At 57.5% G+C, this 26,240-nt stretch carries 28 protein-coding genes and 1 riboswitch; of the genes, 13 read left to right on the plus strand and 15 right to left on the minus strand.

The features are described 5' to 3' along the window. From moaD to moaA, 4 genes are all read right to left on the minus strand, one after another. Positions 1-246, minus strand: a complete 246-nt coding sequence (gene moaD, locus ACXKZG_RS15615) for a molybdopterin synthase sulfur carrier subunit (RefSeq protein WP_013201373.1) — start codon at positions 244-246, stop codon at positions 1-3. Further along, a complete protein-coding gene (moaC, locus tag ACXKZG_RS15620; protein ID WP_013201372.1) occupies positions 239-724 on the minus strand; it encodes a cyclic pyranopterin monophosphate synthase MoaC in 486 nt (161 codons plus the stop codon). The genes moaD and moaC overlap by 8 nt, the downstream gene beginning before the upstream one ends. A gap of 4 nt (positions 725-728) precedes the next feature. Next, positions 729-1,244: a molybdenum cofactor biosynthesis protein B gene (gene moaB, locus ACXKZG_RS15625; RefSeq protein WP_013201371.1), complete on the minus strand. Its 516-nt coding sequence runs from the start codon at positions 1,242-1,244 to the stop codon at positions 729-731. A gap of 16 nt (positions 1,245-1,260) precedes the next feature. After that, entirely contained in the window at positions 1,261-2,250 is a 990-nt protein-coding gene (gene moaA, locus ACXKZG_RS15630) for a GTP 3',8-cyclase MoaA (protein ID WP_488876276.1), read from the minus strand. After that, positions 2,237-2,367, minus strand: a riboswitch (molybdenum cofactor riboswitch). (Overlaps the previous gene by 14 nt.) Before the next feature lie 185 nt (positions 2,368-2,552). On the opposite strand from moaA, the gene ACXKZG_RS15635 reads away from it, so the two are divergent. Beyond that, on the plus strand, positions 2,553-3,461 hold the full coding sequence (locus ACXKZG_RS15635) for a gluconeogenesis factor YvcK family protein (RefSeq protein WP_013201369.1): 909 nt from the start codon (positions 2,553-2,555) through the stop codon (positions 3,459-3,461). Positions 3,462-3,525: 64 nt separating this feature from the next. Here ACXKZG_RS15635 and uvrB read toward each other — a convergent pair whose 3' ends face one another. Then, positions 3,526-5,547, minus strand: coding sequence for an excinuclease ABC subunit UvrB (gene uvrB, locus ACXKZG_RS15640; RefSeq protein ID WP_151037930.1), 2,022 nt, complete (start codon positions 5,545-5,547; stop codon positions 3,526-3,528). A 450-nt stretch (positions 5,548-5,997) separates the two neighbouring features. Further along, the gene (locus tag ACXKZG_RS15645; protein WP_488875124.1) at positions 5,998-6,186 is read right to left on the minus strand and encodes a hypothetical protein; all 189 of its coding nucleotides are present in this window, start codon (positions 6,184-6,186) and stop codon (positions 5,998-6,000) included. 281 nt (positions 6,187-6,467) lie between these two features. Here ACXKZG_RS15645 and ACXKZG_RS15650 point away from each other — a divergent pair, with 281 nt between their 5' ends. Beyond that, positions 6,468-7,187 (plus strand): ABC transporter ATP-binding protein, encoded by a 720-nt coding sequence (locus ACXKZG_RS15650; protein ID WP_013201367.1) that lies wholly within the window; start codon positions 6,468-6,470, stop codon positions 7,185-7,187. A 42-nt stretch (positions 7,188-7,229) separates the two neighbouring features. Here ACXKZG_RS15650 and bioD read toward each other — a convergent pair whose 3' ends face one another. From bioD to bioB, 4 genes are read right to left on the minus strand one after another with little or no spacing between them, the layout of a single operon-like run. Further along, positions 7,230-7,904 (minus strand): dethiobiotin synthase, encoded by a 675-nt coding sequence (gene bioD, locus ACXKZG_RS15655; protein ID WP_488875125.1) that lies wholly within the window; start codon positions 7,902-7,904, stop codon positions 7,230-7,232. Then, positions 7,897-8,652, minus strand: coding sequence for a malonyl-ACP O-methyltransferase BioC (bioC, locus tag ACXKZG_RS15660; RefSeq protein WP_488875126.1), 756 nt, complete (start codon positions 8,650-8,652; stop codon positions 7,897-7,899). The genes bioD and bioC overlap by 8 nt, the downstream gene beginning before the upstream one ends. Beyond that, positions 8,639-9,790 carry an 8-amino-7-oxononanoate synthase gene (gene bioF, locus ACXKZG_RS15665; RefSeq protein ID WP_134823739.1) on the minus strand — a complete coding sequence of 384 codons (1,152 nt, stop codon included), beginning with the start codon at positions 9,788-9,790 and terminating at the stop codon, positions 8,639-8,641. Before bioF ends, bioC begins: the two co-directional genes overlap by 14 nt. Beyond that, positions 9,791-10,822: a biotin synthase BioB gene (gene bioB / locus ACXKZG_RS15670; protein ID WP_013201363.1), complete on the minus strand. Its 1,032-nt coding sequence runs from the start codon at positions 10,820-10,822 to the stop codon at positions 9,791-9,793. It lies immediately after the preceding gene. 89 nt (positions 10,823-10,911) lie between these two features. On the opposite strand from bioB, the gene bioA reads away from it, so the two are divergent. From bioA to ACXKZG_RS15690, 4 genes are all read left to right on the plus strand, one after another. Then, positions 10,912-12,204, plus strand: a complete 1,293-nt coding sequence (gene bioA, locus ACXKZG_RS15675) for an adenosylmethionine--8-amino-7-oxononanoate transaminase (protein WP_488875127.1) — start codon at positions 10,912-10,914, stop codon at positions 12,202-12,204. Positions 12,205-12,291: 87 nt separating this feature from the next. Then, on the plus strand, positions 12,292-13,350 hold the full coding sequence (locus tag ACXKZG_RS15680) for an NADP-dependent oxidoreductase (protein WP_346595013.1): 1,059 nt from the start codon (positions 12,292-12,294) through the stop codon (positions 13,348-13,350). Then, a complete protein-coding gene (locus ACXKZG_RS15685; RefSeq protein ID WP_105759457.1) occupies positions 13,347-14,027 on the plus strand; it encodes a type 1 glutamine amidotransferase domain-containing protein in 681 nt (226 codons plus the stop codon). The genes ACXKZG_RS15680 and ACXKZG_RS15685 overlap by 4 nt, the downstream gene beginning before the upstream one ends. Before the next feature lie 14 nt (positions 14,028-14,041). Continuing rightward, the gene (locus tag ACXKZG_RS15690) at positions 14,042-14,518 is read left to right on the plus strand and encodes a kinase inhibitor (protein WP_013201359.1); all 477 of its coding nucleotides are present in this window, start codon (positions 14,042-14,044) and stop codon (positions 14,516-14,518) included. A 73-nt stretch (positions 14,519-14,591) separates the two neighbouring features. Here ACXKZG_RS15690 and pgl read toward each other — a convergent pair whose 3' ends face one another. Then, positions 14,592-15,587 carry a 6-phosphogluconolactonase gene (pgl, locus tag ACXKZG_RS15695; protein WP_488875128.1) on the minus strand — a complete coding sequence of 332 codons (996 nt, stop codon included), beginning with the start codon at positions 15,585-15,587 and terminating at the stop codon, positions 14,592-14,594. 150 nt (positions 15,588-15,737) lie between these two features. On the opposite strand from pgl, the gene ACXKZG_RS15700 reads away from it, so the two are divergent. Then, complete coding sequence (locus ACXKZG_RS15700; RefSeq protein ID WP_013201357.1) at positions 15,738-16,556, plus strand: pyridoxal phosphatase; 819 nt, start codon at positions 15,738-15,740, stop codon at positions 16,554-16,556. Here ACXKZG_RS15700 and modC read toward each other — a convergent pair. The 4 genes from modC to ACXKZG_RS15720 all read right to left on the minus strand — a co-directional run bounded on the left by modC (position 16,538) and on the right by ACXKZG_RS15720 (position 19,379). Continuing rightward, a complete protein-coding gene (gene modC, locus ACXKZG_RS15705; RefSeq protein ID WP_053146034.1) occupies positions 16,538-17,617 on the minus strand; it encodes a molybdenum ABC transporter ATP-binding protein ModC in 1,080 nt (359 codons plus the stop codon). The genes ACXKZG_RS15700 and modC overlap by 19 nt on opposite strands. Next, positions 17,617-18,306, minus strand: coding sequence for a molybdate ABC transporter permease subunit (modB, locus tag ACXKZG_RS15710; protein WP_346595017.1), 690 nt, complete (start codon positions 18,304-18,306; stop codon positions 17,617-17,619). The genes modC and modB overlap by 1 nt, the downstream gene beginning before the upstream one ends. After that, on the minus strand, positions 18,303-19,076 hold the full coding sequence (gene modA / locus ACXKZG_RS15715; protein ID WP_488875129.1) for a molybdate ABC transporter substrate-binding protein: 774 nt from the start codon (positions 19,074-19,076) through the stop codon (positions 18,303-18,305). Before modA ends, modB begins: the two co-directional genes overlap by 4 nt. Before the next feature lie 147 nt (positions 19,077-19,223). Then, the gene (locus ACXKZG_RS15720; protein WP_013201353.1) at positions 19,224-19,379 is read right to left on the minus strand and encodes an AcrZ family multidrug efflux pump-associated protein; all 156 of its coding nucleotides are present in this window, start codon (positions 19,377-19,379) and stop codon (positions 19,224-19,226) included. A 150-nt stretch (positions 19,380-19,529) separates the two neighbouring features. Between ACXKZG_RS15720 and modE the strand changes: the two genes are divergently transcribed. The 6 genes from modE to gpmA all read left to right on the plus strand — a co-directional run bounded on the left by modE (position 19,530) and on the right by gpmA (position 26,181). Continuing rightward, positions 19,530-20,309 (plus strand): molybdenum-dependent transcriptional regulator, encoded by a 780-nt coding sequence (modE, locus tag ACXKZG_RS15725; RefSeq protein WP_134823732.1) that lies wholly within the window; start codon positions 19,530-19,532, stop codon positions 20,307-20,309. 75 nt (positions 20,310-20,384) lie between these two features. Beyond that, a complete protein-coding gene (gene modF / locus ACXKZG_RS15730) occupies positions 20,385-21,854 on the plus strand; it encodes a molybdate ABC transporter ATP-binding protein ModF (protein ID WP_488875130.1) in 1,470 nt (489 codons plus the stop codon). 188 nt (positions 21,855-22,042) lie between these two features. Continuing rightward, positions 22,043-23,089, plus strand: a complete 1,047-nt coding sequence (gene galT, locus ACXKZG_RS15735) for a galactose-1-phosphate uridylyltransferase (protein WP_013201350.1) — start codon at positions 22,043-22,045, stop codon at positions 23,087-23,089. A gap of 2 nt (positions 23,090-23,091) precedes the next feature. Further along, positions 23,092-24,240 (plus strand): galactokinase, encoded by a 1,149-nt coding sequence (gene galK, locus ACXKZG_RS15740; protein ID WP_013201349.1) that lies wholly within the window; start codon positions 23,092-23,094, stop codon positions 24,238-24,240. Further along, complete coding sequence (gene galM / locus ACXKZG_RS15745) at positions 24,234-25,271, plus strand: galactose-1-epimerase (RefSeq protein WP_346565909.1); 1,038 nt, start codon at positions 24,234-24,236, stop codon at positions 25,269-25,271. Before galK ends, galM begins: the two co-directional genes overlap by 7 nt. A gap of 157 nt (positions 25,272-25,428) precedes the next feature. Then, entirely contained in the window at positions 25,429-26,181 is a 753-nt protein-coding gene (gene gpmA, locus ACXKZG_RS15750) for a 2,3-diphosphoglycerate-dependent phosphoglycerate mutase (RefSeq protein ID WP_013201347.1), read from the plus strand. Positions 26,182-26,240 lie beyond the last annotated feature (59 nt).

Genomic DNA, 26,240 nt, shown 5'->3' on the forward strand with positions numbered 1-26,240 from the left:
TTACCCTCCGGTAACCGGCGGGAAGAAAGCCACTTCATCCCCCGCTTTCAGCGCATGCTGCGGCGACACCAGCGTCTGGTTAACCGCCGACAGCACTTTGCCGGACTCCAGCGCCAGCGACCAGCGGTCGCCCTTCGCCGCAAGCACCGCACGCAGCTCGTCTACCGTGGCGTAATCCCGGGTGACGGTGATGCTGCCGGTACCGACCAGCTCACGCGTCTGGGCAAAAAACAGCACGTTAATCATCAGACACCGCCTTAAAATCACCGGATTTGCCGCCGCTTTTGCTCAGCAAACGGCACATCTCAATGCTGATATCTTTCTGCACCGCTTTGCACATATCGTAAATGGTCAACGCGGCCACGGAGGCGGCGGTCAACGCTTCCATCTCGACCCCGGTTTTCCCGGTGAGACGGCACAGCGACTCAATGCGGACCTGACTGTTTTCCACATCCGCCGTCAGTGTCACTTCCACTTTGCTGAGCAACAGCGGATGGCACAGCGGGATCAGCTCCCAGGTGCGCTTGGCGGCCTGGATGCCGGCGATGCGCGCGGTAGCGAACACGTCGCCTTTATGATGGCTGCCGTCGACAATCATCTTCAGCGTCTCGGGACGCATCTTCACAAAGGCTTCGGCACGGGCTTCGCGCACCGTTTCGGCCTTGGCGGAGACGTCCACCATGTGCGCCTCGCCAGAGGCATTAATATGGGTCAGTTGCGACATAAGTTCAGGGCTTCTTCACATGCGAAACAAAATTACAGGGACGGGTGCGGGCATCCAGCTGGTCCTGAATGATCCTTTCCCACGCGCTCTGGCAGGCATTGGTTGATCCCGGCACGGCAAAAATCACCGTGCCGTTAGCCACACCGGCCACGGCGCGTGACTGCAGGGTTGAGGTGCCGATATCTTCATACGAGATCATGCGGAACAGTTCGCCGAACCCTTCAATCTCGCGGTCAAACAGCGGCAGCAGGGCTTCTGGCGTGCAGTTTTTAGTGTTAAAGCCGGTGCCGCCGTTAATCAGCACCACCTGAACATCACTGCTGGCAATCCAGCTGGAGACCACCGCGCGGATGCGGTAACGGTCATCTTTCACCAGCGCATGATCCAGCACCTGGTGGCCCGCTTCGGCCAGCGCTTCACGCAGATAGTCGCCAGAGCTGTCACTGGTCGCATCGCGGCTGTCGGAAACGGTGAGTACTGCTACGTTGAGCGGCATAAATTCAGCCGAAGGTTTGCCCATTTTAACGTCCTTAGTGTTAACCGCCGATATAAGAGAGATTCTGCGTAATGCCGGTATTGCCCTGATGCAGGAAATGCGTCTGCTTTTTGGTACGCAGGCTGGCGGCAATCCGCTCCTGTAACGCATCCTGCTGATTGTCGTCTTGCAGCAGGTCACGCAGCGACACGCCGCCATCGCCAAACAGGCACAGATGCAGCTTGCCGGTGGCGGAAACCCGCAGACGGTTACAGGTGGCACAGAAATCTTTTTCGTAAGGCATGATCAGGCCAATCTCGCCCTGATAATCCGGATGACGGAACACCTGCGCCGGTCCGGCACTGCGTTCACTGACCTGCCGCTCCCATCCCTGTAGCAACAGGCTGGCGCGGATCACCTCGCCGGAAATATGGTGTTTGCGGAACAGGTCGCCGCCGTCGCCGGTTTCCATCAGCTCGATAAAGCGTAGCTGAATGGGACGGGTGCGGATCCAGTCGAGGAAGGTTTGCAGACTGTTATGATTGACGTCCCGCATCAGCACGGTATTGACTTTCACCTTGCTGAAACCGGCCTCAAACGCCGCATCGATGCCGTTCATTACCTGCTGGAATTTATCCTGACCGGTGATGGCATGAAACTGACGGGCATCCAGACTGTCTATGCTGACGTTGAGTGCCGTCAGACCGGCGTCGCGCCATTGGGCAACGTCACGCGCCAGGCGATAGCCATTGGTGGTGACGGCCAGCTGGCGGATTGCGCTGTTTTCACGCACCGCCGCGATAATCTCGGTGAAGTCGCGGCGCAACGAGGGTTCGCCGCCGGTCAGACGCACTTTTTCCGTCCCCGCCGCCGCAAAGGCACGGGTAACACGCCGGATTTCATCCAGCGACAGGAAGCTTTTATTGCTGATGCCCTGCGGCTTGTAACCGTCAGGCAGGCAATAGTTGCAACGGAAATTGCAGACGTCAGTGATCGACAGACGCAGGTAGTAAAACTTGCGATCGAAGCTATCTTGAAATTGTGACACCAGAACACCTTCCAAATCGGGAGATGCAGGCATTTCTTTCTGCACCCTGGCAACGCGAGGTTGCGGCCAGGACACCGTATCAGGAGACTTAGGTGTCAGGGCTAAGTGTGATTTACCGAACACCGGTAAATCATGGTGGTAAAATTCTACCGCTAACCGGAAAGTCTTACCACCACAGACTTTCGCTATGTATTTTGATATATAACGTTTTTGTCGGCAGATCACCGTTACTTTCGCTAAAATTGCCGTACTGCCAGTAGCTTGGCTGATTCATCAATAAAGCATCAACATAATGAAGGATTTTTATGCGTAATCGCACATTAGCCGATCTCGACAGAGTGGTGGCTTTAGGTGGCGGACATGGCCTTGGCCGTGTGATGTCTGCCCTTTCCCCCTTGGGTTCGCGCCTTACCGGCATTGTTACCACCACCGATAACGGCGGCTCCACCGGACGCATCCGCCGTTCAGAAGGCGGCATCGCCTGGGGCGACATGCGCAACTGCCTGAATCAGCTGATCGCCGAACCCAGCGTCGCCTCGGCGATGTTCGAATATCGCTTTAGCGGTAACGGTGAACTGGCCGGTCACAATCTCGGCAACCTGATGCTGAAAGCGCTGGATCACCTTAGCGTGCGGCCGTTTGAAGCCATCAACCTGATCCGCAATCTGCTGAAGGTCGACGCCTTTCTGATCCCGATGTCCGAGCAGCCGGTCGATCTGGTGGCGGTCGACAGCGAAGGCAACCAGATCTACGGCGAAACCGAGATTGACCAGATGCAGCTTCCGCCGCAGGAACTGCTGCTTTCCCCCAACGTCAGCGCCACCCGCGAAGCGATTGAAGCGGTGGGCGAAGCGGATTTGATCCTGATTGGCCCCGGCAGCTTCTACACCAGCCTGATGCCGCTGCTGCTGATGCCGGATATGGCACAGGCACTGCGCCGCACGCCCGCCACCATGGTCTTTATCGGCAACCTCGGGAAAGAATTAAGCCCGGCGGCCGCGCAGCTGACGCTGGCGGGCAAGCTGGAGATGATGGAAAAATATATTGGCAAGAAAGTGATTGATGCGGTGGTGGTTGGCCCGGCGGTGGACATCAGCAATGTCAGCGGCCGGCTGATTATTCAGGAACCGCTGGAAGCGGCGGATATCAAATACCGCCACGATCGCCAGTTGCTGCACATCGCGCTGGAACACGCAATTCAGGCCATTCAGTAAGGCCAGAGCGGGGAAAGTCGTCCGGCGTTTCCCCGCTCCTCTGCCCGCCGTCACGGCTGACCGATCAGGACGCGGCGATAAACAGCTCCCGCACCTTATGCAGCTGGTCACGGATATTGGCGGCCTCTTCAAACTCCAGATTCTGCGCATGCTCCTGCATTTGCGCTTCCAGCTGGTGAATTTTCTTCTGCAGTCCTTTCGGTGACAGATCCAGGAACGGTGCATCATCTTCCACAATGCGTCCGGCCTTGGCACGTCCACGGGATTTGTTTTTCGCCAGCCCCTGGCCCAGTTCAAGAATATCGGCAATCTTCTTGTTCAGTCCCTGCGGCACAATGCCGTTCTCAGCGTTGTAGATTTCCTGCTTAGCACGGCGGCGCTCGGTTTCGCCGATGGCGCGCTCCATTGACGGCGTGATTTTATCGCCGTAGAGAATGGCCTTACCGTTCAGGTTACGCGCGGCGCGACCAATGGTCTGGATCAGCGAGCGATCGGAACGCAGGAAGCCCTCTTTATCGGCATCCAGAATCGCCACCAGCGACACTTCCGGCATATCCAGACCTTCTCGCAGTAAGTTGATGCCGACCAGCACATCAAACTCGCCCAGACGCAGGTCACGGATGATCTCCACGCGCTCGACGGTGTCGATATCCGAGTGCAGGTAACGCACCCGCTCACCGTGCTCTTCCAGATACTCGGTGAGATCCTCGGCCATGCGTTTGGTTAACACCGTTACCAGCACGCGCTCATTGATTGCCACGCGTTTACGAATCTCAGACAGCAGGTCATCCACCTGGGTGCTGACCGGACGCACTTCGATTAGCGGATCCAGCAGACCGGTTGGGCGCACCACCTGATCGATCACTTCACCACCGGATTTCTCCAGCTCATATTTACCCGGCGTGGCGGAGACATAAATGGTCTGCGGCGCCAGCGCCTCAAACTCTTCAAATTTCATTGGGCGGTTATCGAGCGCCGAAGGCAGACGGAAACCGTACTCAACCAGCGTCTCTTTACGCGCACGGTCACCTTTGTACATCCCGCCGATTTGCGGAATGGTGACGTGGGATTCGTCGACCACCAGCAGGCCGTCCGCCGGTAAGTAGTCAAACAGGGTTGGCGGCGCTTCGCCCGGCCCGCGCGCGGAGAGATAGCGCGAGTAGTTCTCGATACCGGAGCAGTAGCCCAGCTCGTTCATCATCTCCAGATCGAACTGGGTACGCTGAGAGATGCGCTGCTCTTCCAGCAGCTTGTTGTTGTTCAGCAGCACCTTGCGCCGGTCGGCCAGCTCCACTTTGATCTCTTCCATCGCTTGCAGGATGCGCTCGCGCGGGGTCACATAGTGGGTTTTCGGGTAGATGGTGTAGCGCGGGACCACGGAAGTGACCTGCCCGGTGAGCGGGTCGAAGATCGACAGGCGCTCGACCTCTTCATCAAACAGTTCGACGCGCAGCGCATAATCGTCCGATTCCGCCGGGAAGATATCAATCACTTCGCCGCGCACGCGGAAGGTGCCGCGCTGGAACGCCTGATCGTTGCGGGAATACTGCAATTCCGACAGGCGGCGCAGGATAGAGCGCTGATCGATCACCATGCCACGGGTCAGGTGCAGCATCATCTTCAGATACAGGTCAGGATCGCCCAGACCGTAGATGGCCGACACCGAGGCGACCACGATCACATCCCGTCGCTCCAGCAGCGCTTTGGTCGCTGACAGACGCATCTGCTCGATATGTTCGTTTACCGAGGCATCCTTTTCGATAAAGGTGTCGGAGCTGGGCACATACGCTTCCGGCTGATAGTAGTCGTAGTAAGAGACGAAGTACTCCACCGCGTTATCCGGGAAGAACTCTTTCATTTCGCCGTACAGCTGCGCCGCCAGCGTTTTATTCGGTGCCAGCACCATGGTTGGCCGGTTTAAGTCGGCAATCACGTTGGCCACGGTGAAGGTTTTACCTGAGCCGGTTACCCCGAGCAGCGTCTGGTGCGCCAGCCCGTCTTCCAGCCCCTCTTCCAGACGACGGATCGCCTCGGGCTGGTCACCAGCGGGTTTGAATTCGGAGTTGAGTTTAAAGACTTTGCTCATTGAGTGGCTACCTGGTAATGAATGACGCGAACAGGATCCTAATTTTACTCTGCTACTGCGAATTTACCAGAAAAAAAGACTGGATATAATTACAGTAATTTTGCAAGATATTGCTCATGCGTTCAGCGTTGCCCTTTCCCGGCCCAGTGGGCAATCAGCAATGCGGCTGGTCGGACAGGTTATCCCCAAAAGAGGAAGCGCTTTAACATTTGTCAAGCAGCACTGACAAAATGCGGTGGGCCAGGCAACTGAGATTTTTCGGGTGCTTGATTTTAACTAACATATTGATAAATCACCCTTTGCGCTCAGAGATGAGTTTCGCGTCAACTCGTGCTCAACCCGCGTCCGCTCTCGCCTGCCGTAAGTTTTCAGACGCTCATGCACATGGTTATCCACAGGAATGGTGGATAACTGATTTGAGCGCCCGAGCCGTCTGATGTGTATAAAACCTCATTGCCCTGCGATCGGGGCCGCAAATATTTTTTTTTGCATTATTTTCGCCTGACGCTTGAGGATTAATGGTCCTGAAAGGCATATTTCCCCCGTTGCCGCTAGCCCTATTTCGACGTTTTTTTCAGTTTGATGACAGTCGCCGGTTGCCACTGAGACAGGCAACTGCACCAGAAATGATTCGTCCATAGCACTGACAAAGTGCAGCGGAATATTACCCCGGGCAATTGTTTAAGTTTTATTACTAATTACTGGTGCTAATCATCAGGCGGGCGGGCGTTTTCTGAGACTATTGCCAGGTTGGCCTGCCAATTGCAAGACTCTGTCTAACCGCCTCACGCTTTCATAACACCAGAGCGAGGAGCACAAAGCCGCAGGCGTCTCGCAGGAGACGTTGACGACTGTTTGCCACACGACGTAGAGCGGATGCAACCAGGTGCGATCGAAAACTGTCTGGAGGAGAGTGTCAGATGCTCAGCTTACGTTCAATCAACCAATTTTATGGACAAAATCACATCCTGTGGGATGTTGATCTGGATCTCGCCCCAGGCACCTGTACCGGCGTACTGGGACGTCCCGGCATGGGAAAAACCACGCTGGTCAACTGCATCATGGGCCATCTGCCGATTAACAGCGGCTCAATGACCTGGCAGGAAGCCAACCGCCCGCCGCAGGATCTGCTGCTGCAGCCGATGGAGCAACGGGCTGCGCTGGGCATTGGCTATGTGCCGCAAGGGCGACAGCTTTTCTCCCAGCTTAGCGTGGAAGATAACCTGCAGATTGCGCTGCTGGCCGGCGCGGGCCTGGAACGCCATCGGGCCATTCCGCAGATGGTCTATGACCTGTTCCCTGCCCTCTACTCCTTGCGCCATCAGCGCAGCGGTGATTTACAGATTGAACAGCAGCAGCAACTGGCGCTGGCCAGAGCGCTGGTGTTGCAGCCTAAGCTTTTGATCCTGGACGAGCCAACCGAAGGTATGTCGCCGTGGCTGGAAGAGGAGATGGGCAATCTGATCCATCGTCTGAATCACGATTTCGGCCTGACGATCCTGCTGCTGGAGCAACGCATTTCGTTTATCCGTAAGGTGGCGGATTACTTCCTGCTGCTGCATCGGGGCCGCAACGTGGCGCACGGCAAAGTCGCCCAGCTGGACGAAAGCATGCTCAATACCTGGATGACGGTGTCTTGACGGTAAGGTGGGCGGAGGAAACTCCGCCCGAAGGTTGAACCGTTATAACGGCAGCTGCACGTACTGTGCCAGCTGGTCGAACTGTTCTGGCTGCGTCAGATAGGGGATCTCACCCAGCATTGGCGCCGGCAGCCGCTGTTTAAGCGCCGCCAGATACTCGGTGTGGCGTTTTCCCGGCGGTTGAATGTCATTGGCTATCCAACCCGCCAGACGCAGTCCGCTGGCCTGAATTGCCTGTGCGGTCAGCACCGCATGATTGATACAGCCTAACTTCACGCCCACCACCAAAATCACCGGCAGCTGTTCCGCCACCGCCCAGTCGGCAAAGGTGGTCTGCTCAGAGAGCGGCGTAAACCAGCCACCGGCCCCTTCCGTCAGCACCCAGTCAGACTGCGCGGTTAACGCAGCCAGCCCGGTAGAAAGCTGCTCAAAGGTAATCGGCCGGCCTTCTTCGGCACTGACGATATGCGGCGAGGTCGGCTCTGCGAAAGCCAGAGGGTTGATGCTGTCATAAGGCAATTGCAGCACGCTGTACTTTTGTAGCGCCAGCGCATCCTCATTTCTCAACCCGACTGCCGTCATCTCGCAGCCTGAAGCGACCGGCTTGTAACCCACGCTGCGAAATCCCGCCGCGTTGGCGGCCTGAAGCAAGGCCGAACTGGCAACCGTTTTGCCCACTTCCGTATCCGTTCCGGTGATAAACCAGCGTTCACTCACGATGCATAACTCCATAAACCAGATGATAACTCAGTAAATATCCCCGCCGATCGCGCGGCCAGTGCTGCTCCAGCTGTTGCAGATGCCCGCGGCTAAGCAGTCCACCGCGTCGGCCCTGATGCAAATGCGTGGCACCAATGCCTTTAAGTGAACGCAGCGCACTCAGCACGTCCGGGAATCCAACGGTCAGCGTTTGTTGCATCAGTTTCAGCGGCAGATGCTGGCCCGCGTGGGCGATGGCGTCGAAAGGCAAAAAGCGGTTAACCGGGGCGGGTAAATCCAGCGGTTGCCAGGCGGCGGACAGCTCATGTAATGAATCGGCAGACAGCGTCGAGAACAGCACCTGGCCGCCTGGCGAGGTCACCCTGTAAAGTTCTGTCAGTGCCAGCGATAAGTCACTGCACCATTGCACCGCAAGGTTGCTCCAGCACAGATCAAAGCTCGCATCACTGAACGGCAGCGCTTCGATATCGCCCGGCTGATAGCAATCCGCGGTTTGCAGCGCCTGCGCCTGAACCAGCATTTCTGCTGAGAGATCGAGGGCGGTCACATGGTTACCGGCGGCGCGCCAGTGCTGGCTGAACCAGCCCGGACCGCAGCCCGCATCCAACACTTTCTGCCCCTGCTGTCGGTTGGCATAGCTGGCCAGCGCTTCGCCACAGAGGCGTTGCAAGCCGGCATGTTGATTGTAGCTCTGCGCCGCCCGGCCAAACGCCTGTGCAATCGCCTGTTTATTAACGGTTTGCATGTTGCAGTCCCTCCAGCAGGCGATGAATATCTTCCGGCCGATGCGCCGCACTTAAGGTGATCCGTAAACGGGCGGTGCCGGGCGGAACCGTCGGTGGCCGGATAGCCGTCACCCAGCATCCCTGCTGTTGCAGCCTGTCGGCCAGGGCCAGCGCCTGCTGCTCTTCGCCGACGATCAACGGCTGGATCGCCGTGGCCGACGGCAGTAAAGCCAGCCCCAGCGCCTGCGCGCCCTGACGGAACAGCGCAATATTTTGCTGCAGCCGCTGACGCAGTTCGTCACCCTGCTGAATGCAGGCCAGCGCGGTCTGCAATGCCCAGGCCTGCGCCGGTGGCATCGCCGTGCTGTAGATCAGGTGGCGGGCAAACTGCAGCAGATAATCAGCGGTGTCATCATCACACAACACCGCCGCCCCGCTCAGGCCAAAGGCTTTACCAAAGGTGACCACCAGCAGTTCCGGTTTAACCTGCTGCTGCCAGCAGCTGCCGCGTCCCTGCTCGCCGGTGGTGCCAATGCCATGCGCATCGTCCACCATCAGCCAGCTTCCCTGACGCTGAGATAAGCGGTGAAGCTCCGCCAGCGGCGCGCTGTCGCCATCCATGCTGAAAACGCCTTCGGTGACCACCAGCGTCTCGCCCCCGGCCGGATGTTGCAGCAGTTTTTCAAGCGCAGCCGGTTGATTGTGTGCGAAGCGACGCAGGGTAGCGGGACTGTGAGCCGCCGCTTCGAGCAACGAGGCGTGCGCCAGCTTATCGGCGAAGATGCGGTCATTTTTCGCCAGCATCGCCGCAATCACCGCCTGATTGGCGGCAAAGCCGGAAATAAATACCAGGGCGCGTGGATAACCCAGCCAGTCGGCAAGCTGCTGCTCAAATTCCGCCTGTGGCGCATGATAACCGGTGACGTGCGCCGATCCGCCGGCCCCGACGCCATAACGTTCCGCACCCTGTTGCCAGGCCTGAACCAGCCTCGGGTCATGGCTCAACCCAAGATAGTCATTGGCGGCAAAGTTCAGATAGCACGTGCCGTCAATCTGCAAGGTCCGCGCATCGCTGTGCTGGTTAACCCGACGGGTGCGCATCTGCCCTTTTTGCTGGCGCCCGGTCAGCGCCAGGGAAATTCGATGCTGCCAGCTCACTTACACCGCCGCGTTGTAAAACTGGTCGGTATCAGCGGTCATCAGCTGTCCTGCCAACGCCTGCTGCTGCTCGTTGTCACCCGCTTCGGTGGTGGTGTGGCGCGGATTCAGGCCCAGCTTGTGGAACAGTTGCAGGTCTTTGTCTTCTTCCGGGTTCGGCGTGGTCAGCAGTTTGCAGCCGTAGAAGATGGAGTTTGCCCCGGCCATAAAGCACATGGCCTGCGTTTGCTCGCTCATCTGCTCACGTCCGGCAGACAGGCGCACGTGCGAGGTGGGCATCATGATGCGGGCAACCGCGATGGCGCGGATAAAATCAAACGGATCGACATCGTCGTTATCGGCCAGCGGCGTGCCTTTGACTTTTACCAGCATATTGATCGGCACGCTTTCCGGCGGCGTCGGCAGATTCGCCAGCTGCACCAGCAGGCCCGCGCGATCGTTAACGGTTTCGCCAAGGCCGAGGATGCCGCCTGAACAGACTTTGATCCCGGCATCGCGCACTTTGCCCAGCGTATCCAGGCGTTCCTGATAGCTTCGGGTGGTGATGATGCTGCCGTAGAATTCCGGCGAGGTATCGAGGTTGTGGTTGTAGTAATCCAGTCCGGCGTGCGCCAGACGCTGCGCCTGCTCTTCGCTCAGCGTGCCCAGCGTCATACAGGTTTCCAGCCCCATTTCCCGAACGCCTTTCACCATCTGCTCAAGGTAAGGCATGTCCCGTTCGTGCGGGTTTTTCCAGGCTGCGCCCATACAGAAGCGATCCGAACCGGCCGCTTTCGCTTTGCGGGCCGAGGTCAGCACGTCTTCCACTTCCATCAGCCGCTCGGTGGCGAGGCCGGTTTTATAGCGTGAGCTCTGCGGACAGTATTTACAGTCTTCCGGGCAGGCGCCCGTTTTGATCGACAGCAAGGTGCTGACCTGCACCTGGCGGGGATCGAAGTGCTGGCGGTGCACCTGCTGAGCTTCAAACATCAGTTCCAGAAAGGGTTTATCAAACAGGGCCTGAGCCTGTGGGATCGTCCAACGAGTTGCCATTGCGTGCTCCAAAAAAAATCTGTCGTTAATCATCTTTGCGTGGTTATACTTGTAAACTAATTTTTTTGAATTTGGTTTACAAGTAATTTATGACGCCTGCTGACCTCGCTTTTGATCGTGACCATATCTGGCACCCTTACACCTCCATGAGCCAACCGCTGCCGGTCTATCCGGTGGTCGCCGCGCAGGAGACGTCCCTGAAACTGGCCGACGGTCGTAAGCTGGTTGATGGCATGTCTTCATGGTGGGCAGCGATCCATGGCTACAACCATCCGCGCCTGAACCGGGCGATGACCGCGCAAATTGAACAGATGTCACACGTGATGTTTGGCGGCATTACCCATCCTTCCGCCGTAGCGCTGTGCCGCAAGCTGGTTGAGATGACGCCGCAAGGGCTGGAGTGCGTGTTCCTGGCCGATTCGGGATCGGTGGCGGTTGAAGTGTCGATGAAGATGGCGCTGCAATACTGGCAGGCCCGTGGCGAGCGCCGTCAGCGCTTCCTGACGCTGCGAAACGGCTACCACGGCGATACCTTCGCCGCGATGTCGGTGTGCGATCCGCAGAATTCAATGCACAGCCTGTATCAGGGCTATCTGCCTTCGCACCTGTTTGCTGCCGCACCCGCCTGTGGCTTTGACGATGAATGGCAGGCGCTTGATGTTGACGACTTCGAGCGACTGATCCGCCTGCATGCCGGTGAGCTGGCGGCAGTGATCCTTGAGCCGATTGTTCAGGGCGCGGGCGGCATGCGCTTCTATCATCCGCGTTATCTGGAAAAGGTCCGCGAGCTGTGCGATCGCCATAACGTTCTGCTGATCGCCGATGAGATTGCCACCGGATTTGGCCGCACCGGCAAGCTGTTCGCCTGCGAACATGCCGGAATTTCCCCGGACATACTGTGCGTTGGTAAAGCGCTGACCGGCGGCACCATGACCCTTTCCGCCACCCTGACCACCCGCGAGGTTGCCAACACCATCAGCAACGGGGAGGCCGGCTGCTTTATGCACGGCCCGACCTTTATGGGCAATCCGCTGGCCTGCGCGGTCGCCACTGAAAGCCTGGCGATGTTGCAGGAAGGTCACTGGCAACAGCAGGTCGCGACCATTGAAGCGCAGCTGAAAGCCGCCCTGCTGCCGCTGCAGGAAATGCCTGAAGTGGCCCACGCCCGGGTGCTGGGGACCATTGGGGTGATCGAGACCCACCGGCCGGTGAATATGGCCGCGCTGCAGGCGTTCTTTGTCGAGCGCGGCGTATGGATCCGGCCGTTTGGCAAACTGATTTACCTGATGCCGCCGTACATTATTCAAGCCGACGCCTTAACCCAGCTCACCGGGGCAATTGCCGCCGCGCTGGCGCGTCCCGAGCTGTTTCTCAGCGCCTGACGCTGACTTATGCGCGTCACAGCAAAGCAGCGAGGCCGCTGATGCACTACGCTTTTACGGGGCAACATCCCGTAAAGGAGCAAATTTATGCCACAAGATAAACAGACTAACCGCCGTATCGTGCTGGCTTCCCGCCCGCACGGTGCGCCTACGGAAGCCAATTTCCGTCTTGAATCGCAGCACGTTCCTACCCCAGGCCAGGGAGAAGTGTTACTTCGTACCGTCTGGCTGTCGTTAGATCCCTATATGCGTGGCCGGATGAGCGACGCGCCTTCCTACGTTCCGCCGGTTGGCATCAATGAAGTGATGGGCGCCGGCACCGTCGCCATCGTCGAACAGTCCAATAATGAAAACTATGCCCCGGGCGACTGGGTGGTTAGCCAGAGCGGCTGGCAGGATTTCGCCGTCTCGAACGGTAAGGATCTGTTCAAGCTTTCCGGTCCGGTTCTGAAGCACCCATCCTGGGCGTTAGGCCTGCTGGGGATGACCGGCTTCACCGCCTATATGGGCTTGCTGGATATCGGTAACCCGCAGCCGGGCGAAACCGTGGTGGTCGCAGCCGCGACCGGTGCTGTGGGCTCAATGGTCGGTCAGATTGCCAAGCTGAAGGGCTGCTACGTGGTCGGCATTGCCGGCGGCGAAGAGAAATGCCGTTACGCCGAAGAGGTTCTGGGCTTTGACCGCTGCCTCGATCACCGCGCAGCCGATCTGGCGGAAGCCCTGAAACGCTACTGCCGCGACGGTATTGACGTCTATTTCGAAAGCGTGGGCGGCAAGGTCTTTAACGCGGTTCTGCCGCTGATGAATACCAAAGGTCGCATTCCCGTCTGTGGTCTGATTGCCGACTACAACAGTACCGAAGCCGCCAAAGGCCCGGATCTTCTGCCGCAGTTCCAGAGCGCGATCCTGCGTAAACGTCTGCGGGTCGAGGGCTTTATCATCACCCAGGATTATGGTCACCGTTTCGGTGAATTCTTCAGCCAGATGAGCCAGTGGGTGGAGCAGGAACGCTTCGTCTTCCGGGAAGACTGCGTTGACGGGCTGGATAACGCGCCAGAAACCTTTATCGGCATGCTTGAAGGTAACAACTTCGGCAAAGTGCTGATCCGGGTGGCGGGCGACAAACCTTCAGGAGCAGTGAAATGAAACTCTTAATGGTGCTTACCTCACACGATCGGCTGGGTGAAACGGGGAAGAAAACCGGTTTCTGGCTCGAAGAGTTCGCCGCACCCTATTACGTGTTCCGCGATGCCGGGGTAAACGTGGTGCTGGCTTCACCGGCCGGCGGGCAACCTCCGCTGGATCCGGTCAGCGATGAACCCGATGCGCAGACCACCGACACCGATCGCTTCCGTGGCGATCTCCCGGCCCAGCAGGCGCTGGCGCATACGCAGAAACTGGAAACCATCGATACCACCCAGTTTGATGCGGTGTTTTATCCCGGCGGTCACGGTCCGCTGTGGGACCTGGCCGAAGATCGGGTCAGCATCGATCTGATCGAAAACTTCTTTGCCAACGGCAAGCCGGTCGGTGCGGTCTGCCACGCGCCTGGCGTACTGCGCCATGTAAAAAAACCGGACGGCACGCCGCTGGTTGCCGGTAAGCGGGTCACCGGTTTCAGCAACACGGAAGAGGAAGCCGTGGGGCTGACAGATGTGGTACCTTTCCTGGTTGAGGATGTGCTTAAGTCATTGGGCGCAGAGTATGAAAAAACCGATAACTGGGGCGTTTATACGCTGACCGATGGCCATCTGGTCACCGGACAGAACCCGGCATCCTCCGCAGCAGCAGCCGAAGAGCTGCTTAAATTACTTCATCGTTAACCGCAGGAGAGGGAATGAAACTGATTAGCCAGGATTTTAACGACGGCGATAAGCTGCCGGAGCGCCAGGTCTTTAACGGCATGGGGTATGAAGGGGACAATTTGTCACCGCACCTCGCCTGGGATGACGTGCCGGCGGGCACCAAAAGCTTTGTCGTCACCTGCTACGATCCTGATGCGCCGACCGGATCAGGCTGGTGGCACTGGGGCGTGGCCAATCTGCCGGCCGACACCCGTTCTCTGCCACAGGGTGCAGGTTCCGGCGCGGCCGAACTGCCTTCTGGATCAGTTCAGACACGCACCGACTTTGGTAAAAGCGGCTACGGCGGCGCAGCACCGCCGAAGGGCGAAAGCCACCGCTATATCTTCACCGTTTACGCCATTGATGTGGAAAAACTGGAGGTCGATGAGCAGGCCAGCGGCGCTTATCTGGGCTTCAACGTCCATTTCCATCAGCTGGGCAGCGCATCAATTACCGCGATGTACAGCTAACGCGAAAGAGCGGCTTTTCAGCGCATAAAAAAAGGGGGCGAGAAATCGCCCCCTTTTGCTGTCTGAACCAGCCTTACAGCTGGGTGATCACCACCCACATCGGGCCCTGACCGACCGCGTAGCGCGCCAGCGGTTGCAGTAACCCCTGCTCGCCAGCAATTTTATACACTTCGATATGATGCGATTTCTGCCCCGCCGCCACCAGATACTGTCCGGTATTATCGATGTTGAAGCCGCGTGGCTGCGTTTCGGTCGGCTGATGCCCTTCAACGGTCAGCACAGCGCCGTCTTCGCTGACGCTAAAGATGGTCAGCAGGCTGGCGGTACGATCGCAGCTATACAGATGGCGACCATCTGGCGTCAGGTGAATATCGGCTGCCCAGCGGGTTTCGCTGAAGCCAGCTGGCATGGTATCCAGGCTCTGCACCCGCTCAACCACACCCTGCGCATTGTTCAATTTCCAGACGTCAACCGTGCTGTCCAGCTCGTTGATGCAGTAGGCGTACTGCTGGTTCGGATGGAACACCATATGACGCGGGCCCGCACCTTCAACGGTGGTCACCTGCGGCTGCTTATGCGGCTGCAACTGGCCGTTTTCCTGCAAATCAAACAGGCAGATACGATCCTGTTTTAATGCCGGCACAAACAGGGTTTTGTTATCAAGCGTGATATTGGCGGAGTGACAGCCGTCCATACCGTCGATTACCTGCACCGGCTCGCCCGGCAGGCCATCGGCGCCAATCGGCGTCACGCTGACGCAGGCATCGTTATACGAGCCGACGAAGACAAAGCGGCCCTGACGATCGGTAGAAATATGGGTTGGGCTGCCTGGCAATGACGCGTGCCCGGCTTCCTTCAGTTTGCCTTCCGCATCAATCTGATAGGCGACGACACGGAAATCAGGGCGCACGCCCACATAGAGAAAACGTTTGTCGGGGCTGACGACCATCGGCTGAACCTGGCCTGGCGCATCAATCACCTGCAGCAGGGTTAGCGCGCCATCATCGGCTAACTGCCAGGCATGGATCTGCTGGCTCTCCGGGCTGGCGGTATATACGACTTGTTTCATGAATTCTCCTTTTTCTGAGTAAGCTGACCTGTGGCAAAGCGTAGCGTGTTTTTCCTTCCCGCGTGGGGGGATTTGTGGCGTGTCATTTTGTTAACCCCGTCACAAGGTGTACACTCTCTGGCTCTTGTTTAGCCACTTCCGGAACTGTTTATGAGTTATCGCATCATTGCTTTGGACCTGGACGGCACCCTGTTAACGCCGCGCAAAACCATCCTTCCCGAATCGCTGGAAGCCCTGAAAAAAGCACAACAGGCTGGGGTAAAGGTGGCCATCGTCACCGGTCGTCATCATGTCGCTATCCATCCTTTTTATCAGGCACTGGCATTAGATACACCTGCAATCTGCTGTAACGGCACCTATTTGTATGATTATCATGCAAAAAAGGTCCTGCAAGCCGATCCGCTGCCAAAAGAGCAGGCGTTGCGGGTGATTGAGATGCTCGACGAAGCCGGGATCCACGGTCTGCTGTACGTCGACGATGCCATGCTTTATCAGACTGAAACTGGCCACGTGACGCGCACCATCGACTGGGGGTTATCCCTGCCAGAACATCAGCGTCCGGTGTTCAACAAGGTCGACAGCCTGGCGCAGGCAGCCAAAGATGCGGGCTCAATCTGGAAGTTCGCCCTTTCCCATCCTGACACCGTCGCATTACAGCACTTCGCCGAACGGGTCGAAAAAGAGATGGGGCTGGCCTGCGAGTGGTCATGGCACGATCAGGTGGACATCGCCAAAGCCGGCAACAGCAAAGGCAAGCGTCTGGCACAGTGGGTGGAATCCGAGGGTTACCAGATGAGTGACGTGCTGGCCTTTGGCGATAACTACAATGACCTGAGCATGCTGGAAACGGTGGGTCTGGGTGTGGCGATGGGCAATGCCGACGAGGCGATCAAAGCCCGTGCCGGCCGGGTAATCGGCACCAACCTTGAGCCAGGTATTGCGGAAACCATCTACCGCGAAGTGCTGTGAGTTGGCGCGATAATCGACACGCTTTTAATCTGGGCATATAACCACATGCCCGGTTTGATCATCAGTTCATCGCGAGCCCAGGGCGTGATGCGCGCCCACAGCTCGCTTTGTCCCACCATCAGCTTCACTTCAATCTGATCGTCAATCTCCAGCAACTCCGCCACATGGGCCGGGATCACGTTGCGAATGCTGCTGTTGACCGGCGGCTGCAGGCTTAATGACACGTCGGCGGACTGAATACGCAAACGCAGCGGCGTCTTCGCCGGCGCATCCACCCGACTGACCCAGATATGCTGATCGCCCAACGACAACGCGGTCATCGCATAGTGCGGATGCTGCTCCAGCACCTGCACCCGCAGCACGCTACTCAGTTCGGATCGCGGTAACCACGGCCGCATCGCGCTGCTGGCCCAGACTTTTTCCACGCTGCCCATCGCCTTGACCTGGCCGTTATCCAGCACCAGCACGTTATCGGCCAGCTGCAGGATTTCATCCAGGCTGTGGCTGACATACAGGATCGGGATATCCACCGTTTTCGCCAGCTTGTGCAGGTAAGGCAGCAATTCACGCTTACGCGGCAAATCCAGCGAGGCCAGCGGTTCGTCCATCAACAAAATTTCGGGCGCGGTCAGCAGCGCCCGGCCGATGGCGACACGCTGCTTTTCACCGCCCGACAGCGACGCCGGAAAGCGCGTCAGCAGATCTTCAATACCCAACAGCCTGACCAGTTGATCAAACTCCGGACGCAGGCTTTTGGCCATGCCGTACTCGAGGTTGCCCCGCACGCGATAGTGCGGGAACAGCCGGGCATCCTGGAACACATAGCCAATCCGCCGTTTTTCTGGCGGCAGATGAAGTTTGCTCCCGGCGTCGCTTAACACCCGGCCATTCAGCACGATGCGGCCCTGCTGTGGCGTGGTCAGGCCACCGATAGCATTGATCAGGGAGGTTTTCCCGGCACCCGATACGCCGAAAATCGCGGTGATGCCCCTGGCGGGCAGCTGTGTATCGAGGGTCAGGGTATGATCGCCCAAGCGCTGAGTGAAATTGAGTTCCAGCATTACAATCCCAACCTTTTGCGGCCCCAGCGTGCCAGCCATTCAGAAATCAGCAGTGAAGCCAGCGCCAGTAAAATCGCAATGACGCAGAGCCGCGCGGCGGCATTTTCAGCACCGGGTGTTTCAATCAGCGTGTACATCGCGGAGGGAAGCGTGCGGGTTTCACCCGGAATATTCGAGACGAAGGTAATGGTGGCACCAAACTCGCCCAGCGAGCGGGCAAAGGCCAGCACGGTGCCGGCAATAATGCCCGGTAGGGTCAGCGGTAAGGTGATGGTGAAAAAGACGCGCCAGCGCCCGGCACCCAGCGTGCGGGCGGCCAGCTCCAGCTTGCTGTCGACGCCTTCCAGCGCCAGGCGGATGGCCCTGACCATCAGCGGGAAAGCAATCACCGCCGAGGCCAGCGCCGCGCCGCGCCAGCTGAAGGCGAAGGTGAAGCCAAACCAGTCATACAGGTATTCGCCGATAAATCCGCGACGGCCAAAACCGATCAGCAGTAAATAGCCCACCACCACCGGCGGCAGCACCAGCGGCAGATGAACCAGACTGTCTAACAGGGTTTTGCCGGGAAAACGGCAGCGGACGAGGATCCACGCCATCAGGATCCCGAAGGGCAGGCTAAAAATTACCGCCACTGAAGCGACTTTCAGGCTCAGGGCAACGGCCTGCCATTCGGGCTCACTCAGGATCATTTTTCAGGCGTAAATCCGTAACGTTTGAACACGGCCGCAGCGTCAGGCCCTTTCAAATAATTGTAGAAAGCGGTTACGGCGGCAGAGTTATGATCTTTCACCATAGCCATCGGGTATTCGACCGGTTTGTGGCTGTCTTCCGGGAAGATGCCAACCACCTTCACTTTTTTACTGGCAACCGCATCAGAGCCATAGACGATGCCGTAAGGCGCTTCGTTGCGCTCAACCAGTGCCAGCGCGACGCGTACGCTGTTGCCCGGCGCCAGTTGGCCTGACAGAGTTTCCCACGCACCTAAATTCTGCAACGCTTCTTTCGCATAGATACCGGCCGGGACATGATCGGGATCGCCCACTGACAGACGCTGTCCTTTTAACAGGCTTTTCCAGTCGGTATTTTTGGAAATCGTCACTTGCTCAGGGTGAGTCTCGGCGGGCGCCACCAGCACCAGCTCGTTACCCAGCAGCGTAAAACGGCTGGCGTCATCGATGGTTTTCTTCTGCACCGCGTAGTCCATCCACTGCTGATCGGCTGAGATAAACAGATCCGCAGGCGCGCCCTGCTCAATCTGTCGCGCCAGCGTGGACGACGAGGCGAAGGAAGAAACCACCTGCACGTTTTTGCCTTTCTGATAGCTGTCGCCAATTTCCTGCAGCGCATTGGTCAACGAGGCCGCGGCAAACACGGTGATCTTATCGGCGGCAACCGCCTGGCCGGAAAAGCTGGCGCTGAGCACGGCACCAACGAAGAAATGGCGTAATTTTACAGACATGGTGATCTCCAGAGGGTTCGTTATGTAGTTCGTAATATAACGATTTTATCTACCCTGTCATGGAGTTTATCGGTTGGAAGGGGGAAAAGCTTAAGGGGGATCAACAAAAAACGAACGCCCGGCAGGTGCCGGGCGTTTCAGGAAAGCTTAATGACGGGATTGTTCCGTCTGGTCCTTTTTATGACCGATTGTTGAGATAACGTTAAATACTTCACCCAGTCCCCAAATCAGACCGAGGATAATCGCCATCACAACAGGCACCATCAGGATTGCTTCGCCAAGACCTATCAGTAATTCAAGCATGGTCGCCTCCATTGCAGCGTAAAAAAGCCATTGTATCTACAGCCAAAAAAAGTGCACTGCCCTTTTGTGCCTTTTACCTGTTTTTACGCCCGGCCAGCCAAAGGTGTACACTGCACCCCACCCTTATTTTATCCCGAAGCGAGAGCCATTATGCAGGCAGAACTTTCCCTGATCCTGAAACTACAGCAGCGGCTGTTTGCCGACCCACGGCGTATTGAGTTGCTGAAGCAGGTTCAACAAACGGGCTCGATCAGCCAGGGCGCAAAACTCGCTGGCATCAGCTACAAAAGCGCCTGGGATGCCATTAATGAAATGAATACCCTCGCCGACCGCACGCTGGTGGACCGCGCCACCGGCGGCAAAGGCGGTGGGGGCGCCAAAGTCACCCCTTACGGCGAGCGGCTGATCCAGCTGTTTGCGCTGATGGAACAGATCCAGCAGAAAGCGTTTGATGTGCTGCAGGACGATGTGCCGTTAGGCAGCCTGCTGGGCGCCATCGCCCGCTTCTCGCTGCAAACCAGCGCGCGTAACCAGCTGTTTGGCACGATTACCGACCGCGACGATCGGGCCGTGGTGCAGCATGTTGAAGTGCTGCTGGCCGATGGCAGTACAAAAATCTCGGTGGCGTTAACCGAGCAGAGCGCCAACCGGCTGGCGTTGACCAGCGGTAAAGAGGTGCTGGTGTTAATCAAAGCGCCGTGGATTGACGTGACCACCGGCGCCTCAGACGCGGATAATCAGCTGAGTGGCACCATCAGCAAGATTGAACAGGGAGAAAGTCAGAGTGAGGTGTTAATCGCCTTACCGGGCGGTGAAACGCTGTGTGCAACGCTTGCCAACGAACGCGTGGCAGAGCAAAACCTGCAACAGGATCTGCCGGTCACAGCACATTTTAATGCCGACAAGGTGATCATCGCCACACTGCTCTGAAACCGGACAGGAGATTTGACAGCAAGGGCATTGCGGATCCATAGTTTGCTAACAATGCATAAAATGGAATGAACAATGTCGACGTTGCAAATTTTGCAAGGCACGTTTCACCTTAGTGAGACTAAAAACCTGACCCTGGATGCGCTGACCCTGCAGGCCGGTGAAAGTTGGGCCTTTGTTGGCGCCAACGGCAGCGGTAAATCTTCGCTGGCTCGCGTGCTGGCAGGTGAACTGAATGCGGCTAAAGGCCAGCTGACCAACAGCTTTGTCCGCCCCGTCCGCCTCTCCCTGGAGCAGTTGCAGAAACTGGTGGCGGAAGAGTGGGAGCGAAATAACACCGATTTGCTCAGTCCCGGTGAAGACGATACCGGCCGCACCACCGCAGAAATCATCCAGGAAAATACCAAAGATCCGCAACGCTGCCAGCAGCTGGCCGCGTTATTTGGCATCACGCGGCTGTTGGATCGCCGCTTCAAATACCTGTCCACCGGCGAAACGCGTAAAACCCTGCTGTGCCAGACGTTGATGTCGCAACCGGACCTGCTGGTGCTGGATGAGCCGTTTGACGGTCTGGACGTTGATTCTCGCGCCAATCTGGCACAGGTGCTGGCCGGGCTGCATCAGCAAAACTGCACGCTGGTGCTGGTGCTGAACCGCTTTGATGATATCCCTGATTTTATCGACAACGTGGGCGTGCTGGCTGAATGCACCCTGACCCACGTGGGTCCCCGCCGTGAAATCCTCGCCGAAGCCTTAGTCGCCCAGCTCGCTCACAGCGAACAGCTGGCGGGGATGGCCCTGCCCGAAGCCGATGACGCCGGAAGTAAGCCTGCGCTTGTCGCCGGCGATCCGCTGATTGTGCTGCGCAATGGCGTCGTCTCCTATAACGATAAGCCGATCCTCAATCATCTCAGCTGGGAAGTGAAACCCGGCGAACACTGGCAGATCGTCGGGCCGAACGGCGCAGGAAAATCCACGCTGCTGAGCCTGGTGACCGGCGATCATCCGCAGGGCTACAGCAACGATCTGACGCTGTTTGGCCGCCGGCGCGGCAGTGGTGAAACCATCTGGGATATCAAGCAGCATATTGGTTACGTCAGCAGCAGCCTGCACCTGGATTACCGGGTCAGCAGCAGCGTGCGCAACGTGATCCTCTCCGGCTATTTTGACTCCATTGGCATTTATCAGGCGGTGTCCGATCGCCAGCAATCGCTGGCTAAGCAGTGGCTGCATTTGCTGGGGATGGAAAAGCTCGGCGATGCGCCGTTCCACGGCCTTTCCTGGGGACAGCAGCGGCTGGTCCTGATCGCCCGCGCGTTGGTGAAACATCCGGCGCTGCTGATCCTCGATGAGCCGTTGCAGGGTCTGGATCCGATCAACCGTCAGCTGGTTCGCCGTTTCGTCGATGTGCTGATTGGCGAAGGCGAAACGCAGCTGCTGTTCGTCTCACACCATGCTGAAGATGCGCCGCACTGTATTACCGATCGCCTGACCTTTGTCGCCGAAGGCGAGCACTATCGCTATCAGCGGGATAAAATGATGTAACCGCTACCACTAATTATTGCTTACCACCATCGACGCATGGATTATTTTGCCGTTTTTACTGACAGTTCGGATTATTCAACTTGTGTAAACGATTCCATTTATACAGACTTGATCACGCTTTATTCCTCCGCGCTGTGCTATTTTTCTTTAAGGCTATCGACGCATAAAGAAGGTTATCAGGACTCAACATGCAAAAATTTAATCCGGTCGATCATCCGCATCGCCGTTATAACCCACTGTCAGATCAGTGGATTTTGGTTTCTCCTCACCGCGCCAAACGCCCATGGCAAGGCGCGCAGGAAACCGCTTCCCAGGAAAAACTGCCTGCCCACGATCCGGACTGCTTCCTGTGTCCTGGAAACACCCGTGTAACAGGCGATAAAAACCCCGATTACAGCAGCACCTATGTCTTCACCAACGATTTTGCGGCGCTGATGACCGACACGCCAGACGCGCCGGAAAGCGAAGACATGCTGATGCGTTGCGAAAGCGCGCGCGGCACCAGCCGGGTGATCTGCTTCTCGCCGGATCACAGCAAAACCCTGCCTGAACTGACCGTTGCCGGTATCGAGCAGGTGGTCAGAACCTGGCAGGAACAGACCGCCGATCTGGGCCAACACTATCCGTGGGTGCAGGTTTTTGAGAACAAAGGTGCGGCCATGGGCTGCTCTAACCCGCATCCGCACGGCCAGGTGTGGGCCAACAGCTTCCTGCCAAATGAAGTGAAACGCGAAGACGATTTGCAGCGCGCTTACTTCGAGCAGCACGGGTCACCAATGCTGGTCGATTACAGCGCGCGCGAGCTGAAAGACGGCAGCCGCACGGTGGTTGAAACCGAACACTGGCTGGCAGTGGTGCCCTGGTGGGCTGCATGGCCGTTCGAAACCCTGCTGTTGCCTAAAGCCCATATCAAACGCCTGGTCGATCTGACCGATGCACAGCGTACCGATCTGGCGTTGGCGCTGAAAAAACTGACCAGCCGCTATGACAACCTGTTCCAGTGCTCCTTCCCATATTCGATGGGCTGGCACGCCGCGCCTTTCAACGGCGAAGCCAACGATCACTGGCAGTTACACGCCCACTTCTACCCGCCGCTGCTGCGTTCCGCTACGGTACGTAAATTTATGGTTGGCTATGAAATGCTGGCCGAAACACAACGTGATTTAACAGCGGAACAGGCAGCAGAACGTCTGCGTTCCGTCAGTGATATTCATTTCCGCGAGACGGGAGCATAACCATGACCTTACAGACCTCTACCCACAACATTTTCCAGGAAAAGTTTGGTTACGCCGCTGACCATACTATCCAGGCGCCAGGCCGCGTGAATCTTATTGGCGAACATACCGATTACAACGACGGCTTCGTGCTGCCGTGCGCCATCGACTATCAGACGGTGATTGCCTGCGCGAAACGCGACGATCGTCAGGTGCGCGTTATTGCGGCGGATTACGACAACGAGCAGGATATCTTCTCGCTGGATGAGCCGATCGCGCCGCTGAACGACAAAATGTGGGCGAACTATGTCCGTGGCGTGGTGAAGCATCTGCAGAAGCGCAACAGCGATTTTTCTGGCGTGGATATGGTGATTGCCGGTGATGTGCCGCAGGGTGCAGGTCTGAGCTCTTCTGCCTCGCTGGAAGTGGCGGTCGGCACCGTGTTCCAGCAGCTGTACGATCTGCCTTTAGACGGTGCGGAGATTGCGGTGAACGGCCAGGAAGCAGAGAACCAGTTTGTTGGCTGTAACTGCGGCATCATGGACCAGCTGATTTCGGCGCTGGGTAAAAAAGATCACGCCATGCTGCTCGATTGCCGCACGCTGGGTACGCGCCCGGTGCCTATGCCGGAAGACATTGCGGTGGTGATTATCAACACCAACTTCCGTCGTAGCCTGGTCGGCAGCGAATATAACGTGCGTCGTGAACAGTGTGAGGCGGGTGCGGCGTTCTTTGGTCAGACCTCACTGCGTGACGTCGAACTGGAGCAGTTCAGAGCGGCGGAAGACAAACTCGACCCGGTCGTCGCGAAGCGCGTGCGTCATGTGCTGACCGAAAATGCCCGTACGCTGGAAGCCGCTGACGTGCTGGCACGCGGCGATTTGGCGCGTCTGGCGGTGCTGATGGCCGAATCTCATGCCTCAATGCGTGATGACTTTGAAATCACCGTGCCACCGGTCGATATGCTGGTTGAGATCGTTAAGGCCTCGCTGGGCGATCGTGGCGGCGTGCGCATGACCGGCGGCGGTTTCGGCGGCTGCGTTGTCGCGCTGATGCCGCTGGAGATGGTGGAGTCGGTGAAAGCTGCCGTGGAGCAGCAATACGAAGCCAAATCGGGCATCAAAGAAACCTTCTACGTCTGCAAAGCCTCTGAAGGAGCGGGTCAATGCTAACCGAACCCACTTCCCGTGCGCCGGATGGTCAGCCATGGCATATCACCACGCTGCGCAATGCGGGCGGCATGGTTGCCACCTTTATGAGCTGGGGCGCCACCTGGCTCTCCGCCCGTGTGCCCATGAAAGATGGCACCGTGCGTGAAGCCCTGCTCGGCTGCGCCACACCGGCGGATTATCTGCATCAGACGGCTTACCTTGGTGCCACCGTCGGTCGCTATGCCAACCGTATTGCCCATTCCACGTTCAGCGGTGAAGGCAAAACCTGGCAGGTTGCGGCCAATCAGGGACCTCATCAGCTCCACGGCGGCCCGGAAGGTTTCAGCAGCCGTCGCTGGCAGATCGTCCGCCAGGCAGAGCATGAAGTGGAATATCAGCTGGATTCGCCCGATGGCGATCAGGGCTATCCAGGCAATCTGCTGGTGACCCTGCTCTACCGTCTGGAAGATGACAACACGCTGACCATCCAGTATCACGCCACCACGGATAAAGCCTGCCCGGTGAACCTGACCAACCATGCCTACTTCAATCTGGACGCCCGGCATGGCGATGCCCGCGATCATAAGTTGCAGCTGAATGCTGAACGGTATCTGCCGGTTGACAGTGAAGGCATCCCGAATGCCGATCTGAAAGCCGTTGCCGGCACCAGTTTTGACTTCCGCCAGCCAAAAACGGTCGCCGCCGAGTTCCTGCAGGATGACGATCAGCGCGCGGTGAAAGGTTACGACCACGCCTTCCTGCTGAACACCGAGGATGAAAGCCAGTCCGCGGCCGAACTCTGGTCGGCAGATGGTCAGCTGCAGCTGAGCGTATTTACCTCGGCCCCGGCGCTGCAATTTTACTCAGGCAATTATCTGCAAGGCACCCCTGCTCGTGAGCAGGGCGTCTATAATGCCTTTCAGGGTATCGCACTGGAGAGCGAGTTTTTACCCGACTCGCCGAATCATCCCGAGTGGCCGCAGCCTGACTGCTGGCTTAAACCGGGTGAATCGTATCAGTCGATTACGCGCTACCGCCTGACAGCGGTTTGATTCAGCGCATGAAAAACGCGCATCGGAGAGGCGACAGGCTTACGCGGTGCGCAGATTTCCGCTATGGTAATGGCCTATAAAATTGCCGCCAGGGTGCTACCGGCAATTTACGGTTTACCATTATCATAGAAACGTCAGATTATTAAGGAGTTAAGCTATGGCTGTAACTAAGCTGGTTCTGGTACGTCACGGCGAAAGCCAGTGGAATAATGAAAACCGCTTTACCGGTTGGTACGATGTTGACCTGTCCGATAAAGGCCGTACCGAAGCGAAAGCCGCAGGTCAGCTGCTGAAAAAAGAAGGCTTCACCTTCGATTTCGCTTACACCTCCGTGCTGAAACGTGCCATCCACACGCTGTGGAACATCCTGGACGAAGTTGACCAGGTCTGGCTGCCAGTGGAGAAATCCTGGCGTCTGAACGAGCGTCACTACGGTGCGCTGCAGGGTCTGGATAAAGCCGAAACCGCACAGAAATACGGTGACGAGCAGGTTAAGCAATGGCGTCGCGGGTTCGCGGTAACGCCGCCAGAGCTGGATCGTGCCGATGAGCGTTTCCCTGGCCATGACCCACGTTACGCTGCACTGACGGCTGAGCAGCTGCCAACCACAGAAAGCCTGGCGCTGACCATCGATCGCGTGTTGCCATACTGGAACGAATCCATTCTGCCACGCATGAAAAGCGGCGAGAAAGTGATCATCGCGGCCCACGGTAACTCCCTGCGTGCGCTGGTGAAATACCTGGACAACATGAGTGAAGAAGCCATCCTTGAACTGAATATCCCAACTGGCGTGCCACTGGTGTATGAGTTTGATGAAAACTTCAAACCAATCAAACATTACTATCTGGGCGATGCTGACGAAATTGCTGCGAAAGCGGCGGCAGTAGCCAACCAGGGTAAAGCGAAGTAATTCCCTCCTCTTCCCTGCGGGAAAAGAGAGAATACTGAGCACAAAAAATCCGCCGAAAG

It is taken from the genome of Erwinia sp. 2186 (genome assembly GCF_057812255.1).

Bases quoted from the DNA above. Each gene is read 5' to 3' on its own strand.
- moaB (WP_013201371.1), bottom strand. From the start codon at position 1,244: ATGGGCAAACCTTCGGCTGAATTTATGCCGCTCAACGTAGCAGTACTC.
- moaD (WP_013201373.1), bottom strand. From the start codon at position 246: ATGATTAACGTGCTGTTTTTTGCCCAGACGCGTGAGCTGGTCGGTACC.
- ACXKZG_RS15635 (WP_013201369.1), top strand. From the start codon at position 2,553: ATGCGTAATCGCACATTAGCCGATCTCGACAGAGTGGTGGCTTTAGGT.
- galM (WP_346565909.1), top strand. From the start codon at position 24,234: ATGCTAACCGAACCCACTTCCCGTGCGCCGGATGGTCAGCCATGGCAT.
- modB (WP_346595017.1), bottom strand. From the start codon at position 18,306: ATGATCCTGAGTGAGCCCGAATGGCAGGCCGTTGCCCTGAGCCTGAAA.
- uvrB (WP_151037930.1), bottom strand. From the start codon at position 5,547: ATGAGCAAAGTCTTTAAACTCAACTCCGAATTCAAACCCGCTGGTGAC.
- gpmA (WP_013201347.1), top strand. From the start codon at position 25,429: ATGGCTGTAACTAAGCTGGTTCTGGTACGTCACGGCGAAAGCCAGTGG.
- ACXKZG_RS15645 (WP_488875124.1), bottom strand. From the start codon at position 6,186: ATGGACGAATCATTTCTGGTGCAGTTGCCTGTCTCAGTGGCAACCGGC.
- bioC (WP_488875126.1), bottom strand. From the start codon at position 8,652: ATGCAAACCGTTAATAAACAGGCGATTGCACAGGCGTTTGGCCGGGCG.
- bioA (WP_488875127.1), top strand. From the start codon at position 10,912: ATGACGCCTGCTGACCTCGCTTTTGATCGTGACCATATCTGGCACCCT.
- modE (WP_134823732.1), top strand. From the start codon at position 19,530: ATGCAGGCAGAACTTTCCCTGATCCTGAAACTACAGCAGCGGCTGTTT.
- galK (WP_013201349.1), top strand. From the start codon at position 23,092: ATGACCTTACAGACCTCTACCCACAACATTTTCCAGGAAAAGTTTGGT.
- ACXKZG_RS15720 (WP_013201353.1), bottom strand. From the start codon at position 19,379: ATGCTTGAATTACTGATAGGTCTTGGCGAAGCAATCCTGATGGTGCCT.
- ACXKZG_RS15690 (WP_013201359.1), top strand. From the start codon at position 14,042: ATGAAACTGATTAGCCAGGATTTTAACGACGGCGATAAGCTGCCGGAG.
- ACXKZG_RS15700 (WP_013201357.1), top strand. From the start codon at position 15,738: ATGAGTTATCGCATCATTGCTTTGGACCTGGACGGCACCCTGTTAACG.
- ACXKZG_RS15680 (WP_346595013.1), top strand. From the start codon at position 12,292: ATGCCACAAGATAAACAGACTAACCGCCGTATCGTGCTGGCTTCCCGC.
- bioB (WP_013201363.1), bottom strand. From the start codon at position 10,822: ATGGCAACTCGTTGGACGATCCCACAGGCTCAGGCCCTGTTTGATAAA.
- ACXKZG_RS15685 (WP_105759457.1), top strand. From the start codon at position 13,347: ATGAAACTCTTAATGGTGCTTACCTCACACGATCGGCTGGGTGAAACG.
- moaC (WP_013201372.1), bottom strand. From the start codon at position 724: ATGTCGCAACTGACCCATATTAATGCCTCTGGCGAGGCGCACATGGTG.
- ACXKZG_RS15650 (WP_013201367.1), top strand. From the start codon at position 6,468: ATGCTCAGCTTACGTTCAATCAACCAATTTTATGGACAAAATCACATC.
- galT (WP_013201350.1), top strand. From the start codon at position 22,043: ATGCAAAAATTTAATCCGGTCGATCATCCGCATCGCCGTTATAACCCA.
- pgl (WP_488875128.1), bottom strand. From the start codon at position 15,587: ATGAAACAAGTCGTATATACCGCCAGCCCGGAGAGCCAGCAGATCCAT.
- modA (WP_488875129.1), bottom strand. From the start codon at position 19,076: ATGTCTGTAAAATTACGCCATTTCTTCGTTGGTGCCGTGCTCAGCGCC.
- modC (WP_053146034.1), bottom strand. From the start codon at position 17,617: ATGCTGGAACTCAATTTCACTCAGCGCTTGGGCGATCATACCCTGACC.
- modF (WP_488875130.1), top strand. From the start codon at position 20,385: ATGTCGACGTTGCAAATTTTGCAAGGCACGTTTCACCTTAGTGAGACT.